The organism is Streptomyces lateritius (assembly GCF_014649715.1).
In the GTDB taxonomy this organism is placed as follows: Bacteria; Actinomycetota; Actinomycetes; order Streptomycetales; family Streptomycetaceae; genus Streptomyces; species Streptomyces lateritius.
The window spans coordinates 223,082-236,542 of the sequence record NZ_BMTO01000004.1; the positions used below are offsets into that span (position 1 = coordinate 223,082).

General features: G+C 73.5%; 13 protein-coding genes. 11 read left to right on the top strand and 2 right to left on the bottom strand.

The genetic code is table 11. The annotated features are described in order from the left end of the window. On the top strand, positions 1–608 hold a 608-nt coding region (locus IE136_RS09935), incomplete at its 5' end, for a hypothetical protein (RefSeq protein WP_189600131.1). A gap of 42 nt (positions 609–650) precedes the next feature. Here IE136_RS09935 and IE136_RS09940 read toward each other — a convergent pair. Next, complete coding sequence (locus IE136_RS09940; RefSeq protein WP_189600132.1) at positions 651–1,853, bottom strand: amino acid deaminase/aldolase; 1,203 nt, start codon at positions 1,851–1,853, stop codon at positions 651–653. Between the two features lie 110 nt (positions 1,854–1,963). Here IE136_RS09940 and IE136_RS36575 point away from each other — a divergent pair, with 110 nt between their 5' ends. The 3 genes from IE136_RS36575 (at position 1,964) to IE136_RS09955 (ending at position 5,172) form a co-directional block, all read left to right on the top strand. After that, a complete protein-coding gene (locus tag IE136_RS36575) occupies positions 1,964–3,211 on the top strand; it encodes a hypothetical protein (RefSeq protein ID WP_308432403.1) in 1,248 nt (415 codons plus the stop codon). Beyond that, positions 3,208–4,368 (top strand): type VII secretion-associated serine protease mycosin, encoded by a 1,161-nt coding sequence (gene mycP, locus IE136_RS09950; protein ID WP_189600133.1) that lies wholly within the window; start codon positions 3,208–3,210, stop codon positions 4,366–4,368. The genes IE136_RS36575 and mycP overlap by 4 nt, the downstream gene beginning before the upstream one ends. 69 nt (positions 4,369–4,437) lie before the next feature. Further along, on the top strand, positions 4,438–5,172 hold the full coding sequence (locus IE136_RS09955; RefSeq protein ID WP_158985622.1) for an SseB family protein: 735 nt from the start codon (positions 4,438–4,440) through the stop codon (positions 5,170–5,172). Between the two features lie 34 nt (positions 5,173–5,206). On the opposite strand, the gene IE136_RS09960 is transcribed toward IE136_RS09955, so the two are convergent. Next, positions 5,207–5,575, bottom strand: coding sequence for a DUF1844 domain-containing protein (locus tag IE136_RS09960; protein WP_158985620.1), 369 nt, complete (start codon positions 5,573–5,575; stop codon positions 5,207–5,209). A gap of 379 nt (positions 5,576–5,954) precedes the next feature. Between IE136_RS09960 and infC the strand changes: the two genes are divergently transcribed. The 7 genes from infC (at position 5,955) to pheT (ending at position 13,436) form a co-directional block, all read left to right on the top strand. Next, positions 5,955–6,611, top strand: coding sequence for a translation initiation factor IF-3 (gene infC / locus IE136_RS09965; RefSeq protein WP_158994076.1), 657 nt, complete (start codon positions 5,955–5,957; stop codon positions 6,609–6,611). Positions 6,612–6,734: 123 nt separating this feature from the next. After that, positions 6,735–6,929 carry a 50S ribosomal protein L35 gene (rpmI, locus tag IE136_RS09970; RefSeq protein ID WP_019884943.1) on the top strand — a complete coding sequence of 65 codons (195 nt, stop codon included), beginning with the start codon at positions 6,735–6,737 and terminating at the stop codon, positions 6,927–6,929. 107 nt (positions 6,930–7,036) lie between these two features. Continuing rightward, entirely contained in the window at positions 7,037–7,423 is a 387-nt protein-coding gene (gene rplT, locus IE136_RS09975) for a 50S ribosomal protein L20 (protein WP_125652405.1), read from the top strand. A 187-nt stretch (positions 7,424–7,610) separates the two neighbouring features. Further along, complete coding sequence (locus tag IE136_RS09980; protein ID WP_158985618.1) at positions 7,611–8,450, top strand: TrmH family RNA methyltransferase; 840 nt, start codon at positions 7,611–7,613, stop codon at positions 8,448–8,450. A 91-nt stretch (positions 8,451–8,541) separates the two neighbouring features. Further along, the gene (locus IE136_RS09985) at positions 8,542–9,660 is read left to right on the top strand and encodes a sensor histidine kinase (protein WP_189600134.1); all 1,119 of its coding nucleotides are present in this window, start codon (positions 8,542–8,544) and stop codon (positions 9,658–9,660) included. Between the two features lie 135 nt (positions 9,661–9,795). Then, positions 9,796–10,923, top strand: a complete 1,128-nt coding sequence (gene pheS, locus IE136_RS09990) for a phenylalanine--tRNA ligase subunit alpha (RefSeq protein ID WP_158985614.1) — start codon at positions 9,796–9,798, stop codon at positions 10,921–10,923. Continuing rightward, positions 10,923–13,436, top strand: a complete 2,514-nt coding sequence (gene pheT / locus IE136_RS09995; RefSeq protein ID WP_189600135.1) for a phenylalanine--tRNA ligase subunit beta — start codon at positions 10,923–10,925, stop codon at positions 13,434–13,436. Before pheS ends, pheT begins: the two co-directional genes overlap by 1 nt. The last annotated feature ends 25 nt before the right edge of the window (positions 13,437–13,461 follow it).

Here is a 13,461-nt window from a genome sequence, read left to right on the forward strand (position 1 = left end):
CCACCACCGGCCCGTCGAGCAGCCCGCCCGCCGAGGACCCCACGCACGTCGCCGACCAGCTCAACGGCATCACGCTGCCCATCCTCGAGGGCTGGGAGAGGCCGGAGTTCCGCGGCGGCGACGTGCCGACCGTCGTCACAGCGGGCGAGTACCCCTGCCCCGCTGCGACCGACCGCGACTGCCGGCGCGGCACGGTCAACTCCCGTACGGCATCGGGCACCGACGCCACGACCCCCGAGGCGATCGCCGAGGAGGACATCGCCCTGGCCGCCGATGCCTTCTACGAGGACGACGTCCTGGGCAACCGTCTGTACGGCGGGATCCGCTCGCACAAGGTGGTCGCCGCCCGGCCCGCCGTCGTCGCCGGGCGCACCGGCTACCTGGTCCGGTGGCAGGTCACCACCGGCAAGGGCCCCGGCGGCTACGTCCAGTCGCTCGCCTTCCCGTCACCCCGTGGCAGCGAGTCGCCGGTCGTGGTGCGTTTCGCCTTCGACGCGGGTCCCAAGGGCCCGTCGCTCGCCACCATGGACGAGATCGTGAAGGGGATCCTGCCGATCGGCTCCACGACGAACGGCGGGGTGGGCGCCCCGCTCAGCCCCGGTTCCTGACCGGGAACCGGGCACCGTGCCCCGGACGGGCACCGGCCCCGGTCACAGGAAGGTGCGGCCCTCGCCCCGGTACGTCGGTACGGTGGCCGTGACCCGGTCGCCCTCGACCAGCCGGAGGCTGTCGAAGCGTTCGCACAGCTCGCCGGCCTTCGCGTGCCGGAACCACACCTTGTCCCCGATGAGGAGATCGTCGGCGGGGGAGCCGAGCAGCGGGGTCTGCACCTCGCCGGGCCCCTCCCGCGGGTCGTACCGCAGCCCCTCCGGGAGGTACGGCACGGGCAGCCGGTCCGGCCCCGCCGCACCGGACGCCGGGTAGCCGCCGCCGAGCACCGTCACCACGCCGACGCCCGGCCGCCGCACGACGGGCTGGGCGAAGAGGGCGGCCGGGCGACCGGTGAAGGACGTGTAGTTGTCGAAGAGGCGCGGTACGAAGAGCCCCGAACCCGCGGCGATCTCGGTCACCGCCTCCTCCGCCGCGGTGTGCTGCACGCTGCCCGTACCGCCGCCGTTGACGAACTCCAGGTCGGGCGCCACCGCCCGTACCGCCCGGACCACGGCCGCCCGCCGGGCCGCCAGCTCCTTGCGGGCGGCCGACTGCATCAGCCGGATCGCCCGGGACCGCAGCGGCCGCCCCGCGACAGCGTCCCCGACACCGGCGACATGTCCCTCGTACGCCATGATGCCGACGAGCCGGAAGCCGGGCCGCCGGGCGACCGAACGGGCGAGTTCGGCGAGCTGCGCGGGCTCGCGCAGCGGAGAGCGGCGGGCGCCGACCCGCACCCGGCCGCCGAACAGCTGGAGCGAGGTGTCCAGCTCCAGGCAGACCCGGATCTCCTCGGCGCCGCCCGCGCGGGCCGTGTCCACGAGGTCCAGCTGTGCCGGGTCGTCGACCATCACGGTCACGGCGGCCGCGAGCTTGGGGTCGCTCGCCAGTTCGCCGAAGGCGGCGCGGTCGGCGGACGGGTAGGCGAGCAGCACGTCCTCGAACCCGGCGCGGGCCAGCCACAGCGACTCGTCCAGCGTGAACGACATGATCCCCGCGAAGCCCGCGCGCGCCAGGACCCGTTCCAGCAGCGCGCGGCACCGCACGGACTTGCTCGCCACCCTGATCGGCTTGCCGCCGGCCCGCCGCACGAGATCGTCGGCGTTGGCGTCGAACGCCTCCAGATCGACGATCGCCACGGGCGCGTCGAGATCGGCGGTGGCCCGGTCGTACCGGGCCCGGTCGGCGGCGCGGGGAGTCATGGCCCGAGCTTGCCAGACGGGTTTAAGGGTGGGTAGCCCCTGAGTCCCGTGCTGCGGGGAACAGCCCGTAGAGTGGCGGGCATTGCGCTGGGACAAGCAGGGGGACGGGGATGAGCACCGAGTCGCACCGACCCACGTCCCGCATCACCGACGCACTTCTGCCCACCCCGTCCTCGCTGCCGCCCAAGGCCCCCGAGCCCCACGGCCCGCGCCCGACGGGCGTGGCGAGCGCCCCTCTCCCCGCCGAGGTCCCCTCCCGGCCGGCCCCCACGCCGGGCACCGCCGTGGGGGCCGGCGCGGCCACGGGCTCGCGGCCGGAGGCCCAGGTGCCCCCCGTCGAGACGACCACCCGCCTGCGCCCCATCCGCGACCACGCCTCCGCACCCGCCCCGCGGCCGCCGCACCACCCGGAGGGCCCCCGTCCCGCGCCCTCGCCCCCGCCGCACGGCGCGCCGCACGTGTCGACCGGCGTGCCGCGGCCCGCGTCAGCGCCCAGCGGAGCCGGTCAGTACGCCTACGGGACGTACGGGGCCTATCGGCCGTCTCCGTACCCCGGAGTGCCCGAGACGCCCGCCGAGACCACCACCCGGCTGCGGCCCGTCCGCGAGCGGCGTTCCGGCCGGGTGGTCGCCGCCGGGGCCTGTCTCGTCCTCGGTCTCGGGCTCATCGGCGGGGCCGTCGCCGGAGCCGTGCTCGCGGCCACCGACGCCGGCGCTCCGGCCGAGCCGGCCGGGTACGCACAGGCCAGGACCCTGTGGCACAGCGTCCCCGTCGACACCCTCTTCCCGCGCACCCTCCCCGGCCCCGCCGCGGGCCCCGGCGCCGCCACCCGCACCTGGACCCGTGTCGTCGTCGCGGCCGACGCCCCCTGCTCGGCGACCGTCCTGTCGCCGAGCCTGCTGACCGCCCTGCGCCCCGTCGGCTGCGACCGCGTCCTGCGGGCCACGTACACCGACGCCACCGCCACCAGCGTCATCACCGTCGGCCTCGTCTTCACCCAGGCCGACCCCGCCACCACCCGCACCCTCTCCACCCAGGCCGCCAGGCTCGGCGCCGACGTCCCCCCGGCGCTCTCCGCCCCGGGCACCGTCGCCGCCCACTTCGGCGCCGCGCAGCGCGCCAGCTGGTGGACCCGCCCCCTCGCCGACCTGCCCGTCGTCGTCACTTCCGTCTCCGGCTTCGCCGACGGCCGCCCCGTCACCCGCCCCGAGCCCGCCGAGAAGGCGATGACCGCCGGTTCGACCAGCGCCCCCGCACAGGCCGGACTCGGCCACGAGGCCCGAGGCGTGGCGAACCGCGTCGAACGCCAGGTGCGCACCGCCGTCGCCGACGCCACGAAGGGCGAGGACGAGAAGTGACCCGCCGAGCCCTCGCGGCGCTCCTCGCCGCCGCCTTCGCCGTCCTCCCCGCCACCACCACGCCCGCGTACGCCGACACCATCCGCGCTCGTCAGTGGGGCCTCGAAGCCCTGCACACCACCGAGGCGTGGCGCACCACCCAGGGCGAGGGCGTCACCGTCGCCGTCCTCGACACGGGCGTCGACGCCGACCACCCCGACCTCGCCGGGTCGGTCCTGACCGGCAAGGACCTCATCGGCTTCGGCGCGCGGCGCGGCGACCGGGCCTGGGCCCGCCACGGCACCGCGATGGCCGGCATCATCGCCGGGCACGGCCACGGCCCCGGCCGCGAGGACGGCGTCCTCGGCATCGCCCCCAAGGTGAAGATCCTGCCCGTCCGCGTCATCCTCGAAGGCACCGACAAGTCCCGGGACAAGGCCCGCAAGAGCCGTGGCACCGCCCTCGCCGAGGGCATCCGCTGGGCCGCCGACAACGGCGCCGACGTCATCAACCTCTCGCTCGGCGACGACTCCAAGTCCGCCCACCCCGACGCCGGGGAGGACGCCGCCGTCCAGTACGCCCTCGCCAAGGGCGTCTCCGTGGTCGCCTCGGCCGGCAACGGCGGCGAGAAAGGCGACCACATCTCGTACCCGGCCGCCTACCCCGGCGTCGTCGCCGTCACCGCCGTCGACCGCTTCGGCATCCGCGCCTCCTTCTCCACCCGCCGCTGGTACGCGACCGTCAGCGCCCCCGGCGTCGACATCGTGATCGCCGACCCCGACCGCAGCTACTACGAGGGCTGGGGCACCAGTGCCGCCGCCGCCTTCGTCTCCGGCGCGGTCGCGCTCGTCCGGGCCGCGCACCCCGACCTGACGCCCGCCCAGGTCAAGCGGCTGCTCATCGACACCGCCCGCAACCGCCCGGCGTCCGGCCGCAGCGACGCCAAGGGTTACGGAACGGTCGACCCGGCCGCCGCGATCAAGGCCGGTGCCGCGTTGCAGGGCGCCGACCCCAAGAACGCCGCCGCCGGCTATCAGGGCCGCTACTTCGGCCCCGGGCCGCTGCCCGCCCCCGACGACGCGAAGCCCGTGGGTCTGCTCGCCCCGGTCGCCGGCGGCCTGGGCGCGGTCCTGCTCGTCGCCGCGGTGGTCCTCTGGCGTCGCAGCCTGCCACGCTGAAGGCGCGCCCAGGACCTACCGAGCCACCCGCGGGGAAGGCGGCCCGCACCTGGCGGTTAGGCTCGGTGCGTGGCGCTCAAGAACATCCCTGACCCCGGTTTCTCCGACGACGACGGCACCGCCGACCCGCGGCTCGCCGCGGCCCTCGCGGCCTGGTCGGAGGACCGCACCGCGCACGGCCCGGTCCTGGAGGCGCTGCGAGAGGCACGCCTGCTCGTCCCCGTGGTCGCCCTCCTCGGCGAGGTCGAGGAGGACCCCGAGACAGGGCTGCGCCGCGAGAAGACCAGCGACATGGCCGTGCCGACGCTCACCGCGGGGAACCGGCGGGCGCTGCCCGCCTTCACCTCGCTCGCCTCGCTGGCGCTCTGGGACCCGGCCGCCCGGCCCGTCGCGGTACCCCTGCACCAGGCGCTGCAGGCCGCCGCGCACGAGAAGGCCGACACGGTCGTCCTCGACCTCGCGGGGCCGGTGCCCTACCAGCTGACGGGTCCGGCGCTGCTCGCCCTCGCGGAGGGCCGCACCAGCGTGGACCCGCTGGACGACCCGGCGGTACGGGACGCGGTGCACGCGGCGGTCGCCGCCGAGTCCGCGGTGCTGCGCGCCCACCTCGGCCCCGGCAGCGCCGACGGCACGCTCGCCCTCGTCCTCTCCCCGGACGCGCCCCCGGCGGAGGCGGCCCGACGTGTCGCCGCGTCCCTGGCCGCCGACGAAACACTGAGGGCCCGCCTGGTGCGCGGCCTCGACCTGGCACTCCTGCCGGCCACGGCCACGCCACCCGGCGAGCCCTTCTACATCAAGCGATGAGCGGGGTGCGACGGCGCGCCCCCGGTGAGGGGCTCTAGCCGTACACAGGCCCCGTGTACTTCTCGCCGGGACCCTGGCCCGGCTCGTCCGGGACGAAGGAGGCCTCGCGGAAGGCCAGCTGCAGGGACTTCAGGCCGTCCCGCAGCGGGGCGGCGTGGAAGGAGCTGATCTCCGTCGCGCCGGCGTCCAGCAGGCCGGCCAGCGCGTGGATCAGCTTGCGCGCCTCGTCGAGGTCCTTGTGCTCGTCGCCCTCCTCGGTGAGCCCGAGCTTCACCGCGGCGGCGCTCATCAGGTTGACGGCGACCGTCACGATCACCTCGACCGCCGGGACCTCCGCGATGTCGCGGGTCATGGCGTCGAAGTCGGGGGAGTCCGCGGACTCGGTGTGGGGCGTTTCGCTCATGCCCACACGATAAGCGGCGGCGGAAGCCGGAGAGCGGTGCGGGCCTCCGTTAGCGAACCGGCGCGGTCGGTGCTAACCTTGTGTAACGACCGGCCGGACACGAGTGTGCCCGGCCCACAAGTGGAGGCTCCGACTTCCCACCTGACCGCCCTCACGGGCGGCGGGTCACCGGTCAGGTGGCGCCCATCGTTCCGTACGGACGATGGAGCCGCCCGATGCGCGCCCCGCGGTTGATCGCGGCGGTGTTCCGGTATTTCCACGGAGCCCCGCCTGTGTCCCGTCCGGGGCGTTTTTCTCGTTCCGGCGCGGTTGGTCTCACTGAAACAGACGTTGCGCGTCCGTCCGCCAGGCGGTCGCGTGGTGCTACCTAGGAGGATCCATCAGCGCCGAGCCCCGCATCAACGACAGGATTCGCGTTCCCGAGGTGCGACTTGTCGGACCCAGCGGCGAGCAGGTCGGGATTGTTCCGCTTGCCAAGGCCCTGGAGCTCGCACAGGAGTACGACCTCGACCTGGTCGAGGTCGCGGCGACCGCCCGTCCGCCCGTGTGCAAGCTCATGGACTACGGGAAGTTCAAGTACGAGTCGGCCATGAAGGCCCGTGAGGCGCGCAAGAACCAGGCGCACACGGTCATCAAGGAGATGAAGCTCCGGCCGAAGATCGACCCGCACGACTACGACACCAAAAAGGGTCACGTCGTCCGGTTCCTCAAGCAGGGCGACAAGGTCAAGATCACGATCATGTTCCGTGGTCGTGAGCAGTCCCGCCCCGAGCTCGGCTTCCGGCTGCTGCAGCGGCTGGCCTCGGACGTCGAGGATCTTGGCTTCATCGAGTCCAACCCGAAGCAGGACGGCCGGAACATGATCATGGTTCTCGGCCCGCACAAGAAGAAGACCGAGGCCATGGCCGAGGCGCGTGAGGCCCAGGCCGCGCGCAAGGCGGAGCGTCAGGGCGTCTCGTCCGACGAGTCCGCCGAGGCTCCGGCCGAGGACGCTTCGGCCGAGGCTTCCGCCGAGGCCGAGAACCCCGAGGCGTGATCCGATGGGCTGCCACCCAGGCAGCCCCGGGTGCCCGCACGGACCATCACACGATATTGACGCTCCCGGATCGCCGGTGCCCGCACCGGTGGGGAGCGCCACTGACGAGGAGATAACGGCGCTATGCCGAAGAACAAGACGCACTCCGGTGCCAAGAAGCGCTTCAAGATCACCGGCTCCGGCAAGGTGCTGCGCGAGCGCGCCGGCAAGCGCCACCTGCTCGAGCACAAGTCGTCCAAGCTCACGCGTCGCCTCACCGGCAACGCCGAGATGGCCCCGGGCGACGCGGCCAAGATCAAGAAGATGCTGGGCATCTGAGCTTGATCTCCCGCCCTCGGCGACGAGGGCATCCGGCCGAGTCCGGGACCCATCCGATTTCCGGGTCGTGTGAGTACCACCACGACCCCGCTACAAGGAGTTAAGAAGTGGCACGCGTCAAGCGGGCAGTCAACGCCCACAAGAAGCGCCGGGCGATCCTCGAGGCGGCCTCCGGCTACCGCGGTCAGCGTTCGCGCCTGTACCGCAAGGCCAAGGAGCAGGTCACCCACTCCCTGGTCTACAACTACAACGACCGCAAGAAGCGCAAGGGCGACTTCCGTCAGCTGTGGATCCAGCGCATCAACGCCGCTGCCCGCCAGAACGGCATGACGTACAACCGCCTCATCCAGGGTCTGAAGGCCGCCAACATCGAGGTGGACCGCAAGATCCTCGCGGAGCTGGCCGTCAACGACGCCAACGCGTTCGCCGCGCTCGTCGAGGTCGCGCAGAAGGCCCTCCCGGCCGACGTCAACGCCCCGAAGGCCGCCGCCTGATCTTCCAGGCCGCAGTACTTCTGCCCGGACCCGCAGGCCCCGCGCCTGCGGGTCCGGCGCGTTCCGGGCGTTCGCCGCGCCACGGGCCTCCCGACCGCCAGGCCGCCGGCCCCTCCCGGCCGCCGGGAACGCCCGCACCCCCGTCCCGTACCCCTCTCGTACGTACGAAAAGAGAGCCGCCGACCCCATGGGCACCCCCGAGCTGATCTCCCCGCGTTCCCCGCGTGTCGTCGCCGCCCGGCGGCTCGCCAAGCGCAACTTCCGGGGCAAGGACCGCCTCTTCATCGCCGAGGGCCCCCAGGCCGTCCGCGAGGCCGTCGAGCACCGGGGCAGCACCGGTGAACCCACCCTCGTCGAGCTCTTCACCACCGTCGAGGCCGCCGAGCGGTACGCCGGGATCGTCGAGGCCGCCCACGCCGCCGGAGCGCGCGTCCACCACGCCTCCGACGCCGTCCTCGCGGAGGTCTCCCAGACCGTCACCCCCCAGGGCCTGGTCGGGGTCTGCCGCTTCCTCGACTCGCCGTTCGAGGAGATCCTCGCCGCCGAGCCCAAGCTGGTCGCCGTCCTCGCCCACGTACGCGACCCCGGGAACGCCGGCACCGTGCTGCGCTGCGCCGACGCGGCCGGCGCCGACGCCGTCGTCCTCACCGACGCCTCCGTCGACCTCTACAACCCCAAGTCCGTCCGCGCCTCCGTCGGTTCGCTCTTCCACCTGCCCGTCGCCGTCGGCGTCCCCGTCGAGCAGGCCGTCGCCGGTCTCAAGAGCGCGGGTGTACGGATCCTGGCCGCCGACGGGGCCGGGGAGCAGGACCTCGACGACGAGCTGGACGCCGGCACCATGGGCGGCCCCACCGCCTGGGTCTTCGGTAACGAGGCATGGGGGCTGCCGGAGGAGACCCGCGCGCTCGCGGACGCGGTGGTGCGCGTGCCGATCCACGGCAAGGCCGAGAGCCTCAACCTCGCGACGGCCGCCGCCGTGTGCCTGTACGCCTCCGCGCGGGCGCAGCGCCCCCGAAGCTCCGTCTGAGGGGCGCTGAGGGGGTCCACGCCGTCACCTTCAACTAGTAGGGTGACGGGCTCGGGGGCCCACTGCGCTACACGGAGGGGTGGGGACGGGGATGACGGCCGGCACGGACAGGGCCACACACGCGCGGAGCGTCGCGCCCGGCGCCTCGGAGCACTGGGCCGGGATCGACCCCGACGACCTGCCCGACGGTCTCGTCGTCGCCGACGAGACCGGCCGGGTCGTCTGTTTCAACGCGGCCGCCCGCCGCATCGCGTCCGTCTCCGGCGGTGAGGTCCTCGGCCTTCCCCTGGAGCAGGTGCTCCCCCTGGAGGACCTCAAGGGCCGCCGCTGGTGGGCCCTCACCGACCCCTACGGCGGGCTCGCCACCCGCCGCGGCCAGCCCGAACGCAATCTGCTCCTGCCCGGCGGCCGCGAGGTCCTCGTCTCCGCCCGCTACGTCCGCGAGCACCCCACCGGTCCTGTCCGCCGCGTCGTGGTCTCCCTGCGCGGCACCGAGGCCCGGCGCCGTACCGAACGCAGCCACGCGGAGCTCATCGCCACCGTCGCCCACGAGCTGCGCTCCCCCCTGACCTCGGTCAAGGGGTTCACGGCGACCCTGCTCGCCAAGTGGGAACGGTTCACCGACGACCAGAAGCGGCTCATGCTGGAGACCGTCGACGCCGACGCCAACCGCATCACCCGGCTCATCGCCGAACTCCTCGACATCTCCCGGATCGACTCCGGCCGGCTCGAGGTGCGCCGCCAGCCCGTCGACATCGCCGCCGCCGTCGGCCGCCACATCCAGGCCCACACCACCGGCGGCCAGTCCCCGGACCGCTTCTTCGTACGGGTCCAGCCGCAGCTGCCCGACCTGTGGGCCGACCCCGACAAGGTCGACCAGGTCCTCGGCAACCTGCTCGAAAATGCGGTGCGCCACGGCGAGGGAACCGTCACCATCGAGGTGGCGCCCACCCGCGCCACCACCGACGGAGAGAAGGGGACGGCGGTCACCGTGAGCGACGAAGGCCCCGGCATCCCCGAGGAGTCGATGGGGCGCGTCTTCACCCGCTTCTGGCGGGGGAGCAAGCGCGGCGGCACCGGACTCGGTCTGTACATCGTCAAGGGCATCGTCGAGGCCCACGGCGGCACCATCACCGTCGGACGCGGCCCCCGAGGCGGCGCCGAGTTCCGATTTATCCTGCCCGTCGGCGCCCCGGCCTATCTCGCCTGACGAGATCACCAGCCGCCCGGGCCGCCCACGGGCTCATTCGCGTCCTCGCGCCCCGTTAGACTCGACCTTTGGCACGTTTGCGCCCTTGTCGTCGAGCGGGGCCGCCCAGCCAGCCAAACGGAAGCACGGGAAGAGATGTCCGCACCCAATAAGTCGTACGACCCGGTCGAGGTCGAGGCCTTGAAACCGGAAGAGATCGAGCGCATGCGGGACGAGGCGCTCGCCGCCTTCGCCGCCGCGGGTGACCTCGACGCGCTCGCGCACGCGAAGGTCGCGCACACCGGTGGCACCTCGCCGCTCGCGCTGGCCAACCGCGAGATCGGCGCGCTGCCGCCGCAGGCCAAGGCCGCGGCCGGCAAGCTCGTCGGCCAGGCTCGCGGCGCCGTCTCCAAGGCCCTCGCGGCCCGGCAGACGGAGCTGGAGGCCGAGCGCGACGCCCGCGTCCTGGTCGAGGAGGCGGTGGACGTCACGCTGCCGTACGACCGCGTCCCGGCCGGCGCCCGCCACCCGCTGACCACGCTCATGGAGCGGGTCGCCGACGTCTTCGTCTCCATGGGGTACGAGGTCGCCGAGGGTCCCGAGGTCGAGGCGGAGTGGTTCAACTTCGACGCCCTGAACTTCGTACCGGACCACCCGGCCCGCCAGATGCAGGACACCTTCTTCGTCCAGGGCCCCGAGGGCACCACGGGCGACGAGTCCGGCGTCGTGCTGCGCACCCACACCTCGCCGGTGCAGGCCCGCGCGCTCCTCGACCGGGAGCCGCCGGTCTACGTCGTGTGCCCCGGCCGCGTCTACCGCACCGACGAGCTCGACGCCACGCACACCCCGGTCTTCCACCAGATCGAGCTGCTCGCCGTCGACGAGGGCCTGACCATGGCCGACCTCAAGGGCACCCTCGACCACATGGTCCAGGCGCTCTTCGGGGCCGACATGAAGACCCGGCTCCGCCCGAACTTCTTCCCCTTCACCGAGCCGTCCGCCGAGATGGACATGCTCTGCTATGTCTGCCGCGGCGAGTCCGTCGGCAACCCGGACCGGCCCTGCCGCACCTGCGGCAGCGAGGGCTGGATCGAGCTCGGCGGCTGCGGCATGGTCAACCCCAAGGTGCTCATCGCCTGCGGCGTCGACCCGGAGAAGTACAGCGGATTCGCCTTCGGGTTCGGAATCGAGCGGATGCTGATGTTCCGCCACAACGTCGATGACATGCGAGACATGGTCGAGGGTGACGTCCGGTTCACCCGGCCGTTCGGGATGGAGATCTGATGCGGGTCCCGCTTTCTTGGCTGCGGGAGTACGTCGACCTGCCGGCGACGGAGACCGGACGTGACGTCCAGGCCAAGCTCATCTCGGCAGGACTCGAGGTCGAGACCGTCGAGCAGCTCGGGGCCGGTCTGACCGGCCCGCTGGTGGTCGGCAAGGTCCTCACCATCGAGGAGCTGACGGAGTTCAAGAAGCCCATCCGCTTCTGCACCGTCGACGTCGGCCAGGCCAACGGCACCGGCGAGCCCCAGGAGATCATCTGCGGCGCCCGGAACTTCGCCGAGGGCGACAAGGTCGTCGTGGCCCTGCCCGGCGCCGTGCTCCCCGGTGACTTCCGGATCGCCGAGCGCAAGACGTACGGCCGGGTCTCCCGCGGCATGATCTGCTCCGGCGACGAGCTGGGCATGGGCGACGACGGCTCGCACGGCATCATCGTGCTCCCGCCGGAGCACGAGGTCGGCATCGATGCCACCCAGCTGCTCGAGCTGTACGACGAGGTCCTCGACATCGCCGTCACGCCCGACCGCGGCTACTGCCTCTCGATGCGCGGTGTCGCCCGCGAGACCGCAATCGCCTACGGCCTGCCGCTGCGCGACCCGGCGCTGCTCGACGTGCCCGCGCCGAACTCGTACGGCTACCCGGTCCAGATCGCCGACCCGATCGGATGCGACCGCTTCACCGCCCGTACGGTCGTGGGTCTCGACCCCGAGGCCCGCTCCCCGCTCTGGCTGCGCCGCCGCCTGCAGAAGGCCGGCATGCGCCCGATCTCGCTCGCCGTCGACATCACCAACTACGTGATGCTGGAGCTCGGTCAGCCGCTGCACGCCTACGACCGCACCCGGATCGACGGCCCCATCGGCGTCCGCCGTGCCGAGCAGGGCGAGAAGATCACCACCCTGGACGGCACCGTACGCGTCCTGGACGCCGCCGACCTGGTCATCACCGACAACCGCGGGCCGATCGGCATCGCGGGCGTCATGGGCGGCGCCGACACCGAGATCGCCGACCACGCCGACCTCGCCGGCGCGACCACCGAGGTCGTCATCGAGGCCGCGCACTTCGCCCCGATCTCCATCGCCCGCACGGCCCGCCGCCACAAGCTGGCCACCGAGGCGTCCAAGCGCTTCGAGCGCGGTGTCGACCCGCAGGCCGCGGCCGCCGCCGCGCAGCGCACCGTCGACCTGCTGGTGCTGCTCGCCGGCGGCACCGCGGAGGCCGGGGTCACCGAGATCCTCGCCCCCTCCGCGCCCCGCACGGTCGCGATGCCGGCGGACCACCCGGACAAGGTCGCGGGTGTCGCCTACGGTCGCGAGACCGTCGTCCGCCGCCTCCAGGAGATCGGCTGCGACGTCTACGGCCAGGATGAGCTCGTCGTCACCGTCCCCTCGTGGCGTCCCGACCTGAACGAGCCGAACGACCTCGCCGAAGAGGTCATCCGGCTCGAGGGGTACGAGAACCTGCCCTCGACCCTGCCCAGGCCGCCGGCCGGCCGCGGGCTGACCGAGCGCCAGCGCACCCACCGCCGCGTCGGCCGCGCGCTGGCAGGCGCCGGGTACGTGGAGGCGCTGAACTACCCCTTCATTGCCGAGCAGGTCTTCGACCAGCTCAGCCTCGAAGCGGACGACGCGCGCCGGCGCACGGTCAAGCTGGTCAACCCGCTCTCCGACGAGGAGCCCGCGCTCCGCACGACGCTGCTGCCGGGGCTGCTCGGCGCGCTGCGCCGCAACGACGGACGCGGCAGCCACGACCTGGCGCTCTTCGAGACCGGTCTGGTCTTCCGGCCGGGCGACCGGCCCGGTGTCGCGGTCCGCCTGCCCGTCGACCGCCGTCCCACCGCCGAGGAGATCGCAGGCGTCAACGCCGCGCTGCCCGCGCAGCCGCGCCGGGCCGCCGTCGTGCTCGCCGGCGCCCGTGAGCAGGCCGGCTGGTGGGGCAAGGGCCGCCCCTCCGACTGGGCCGACGCGATCCAGGCGGCGCGGACCGTGGCCGCCGAGGCCGGGGTCGAGCTGATCATCAGCGCCGACCGGCACGCCCCGTGGCACCCCGGCCGCTGCGCCGCGTTCCACGTCGTCGTGAACGGCGAGAAGGTCCTCGTCGGCCACGGCGGTGAGCTGCACCCGCGCGTCGTCAAGGCGCTCGGCCTGCCCGCCCGCACCTGCGCGATGGAGCTCGACCTCGACCTGCTGGAGCAGGCGAACGAAGGCCCCCTCAAGGCGCCGCGGATCTCCTCCTTCCCGGTCGCCACGCAGGACGTCGCCCTGGTCGTCCCGCAGGAGACCCCGGCGGCCACCGTCGAGGCGGCGCTGCGCGACGGCGCCGGTGAACTCCTCGAGTCGGTCCGGCTGTTCGACGTCTACACCGGCGACCAGATCGGCGAGGGCAGCAAGTCCCTGGCGTACGCCCTGAAGTTCCGGGCCGCGGACCGCACCCTCACCGTCGAGGAGGCCACCGCCGCGCGCGACGCGGCCGTGTCCCTCGCGGCGGAGCGCACGGGCGCGATCCTGCGCGGCGCCTGAGCGCAATCGCCCCGGAGGGGGCCGG

Excerpts from the sequence above, each read along its gene's own strand:
- IE136_RS09940 (WP_189600132.1), bottom strand. The coding sequence starts at position 1,853 with ATGACTCCCCGCGCCGCCGACCGGGCCCGGTACGACCGGGCCACCGCC.
- IE136_RS36575 (WP_308432403.1), top strand. The coding sequence starts at position 1,964 with ATGAGCACCGAGTCGCACCGACCCACGTCCCGCATCACCGACGCACTT.
- IE136_RS09960 (WP_158985620.1), bottom strand. The coding sequence starts at position 5,575 with ATGAGCGAAACGCCCCACACCGAGTCCGCGGACTCCCCCGACTTCGAC.
- rpmI (WP_019884943.1), top strand. The coding sequence starts at position 6,735 with ATGCCGAAGAACAAGACGCACTCCGGTGCCAAGAAGCGCTTCAAGATC.
- IE136_RS09980 (WP_158985618.1), top strand. The coding sequence starts at position 7,611 with ATGGGCACCCCCGAGCTGATCTCCCCGCGTTCCCCGCGTGTCGTCGCC.
- IE136_RS09985 (WP_189600134.1), top strand. The coding sequence starts at position 8,542 with ATGACGGCCGGCACGGACAGGGCCACACACGCGCGGAGCGTCGCGCCC.
- pheS (WP_158985614.1), top strand. The coding sequence starts at position 9,796 with ATGTCCGCACCCAATAAGTCGTACGACCCGGTCGAGGTCGAGGCCTTG.
- pheT (WP_189600135.1), top strand. The coding sequence starts at position 10,923 with ATGCGGGTCCCGCTTTCTTGGCTGCGGGAGTACGTCGACCTGCCGGCG.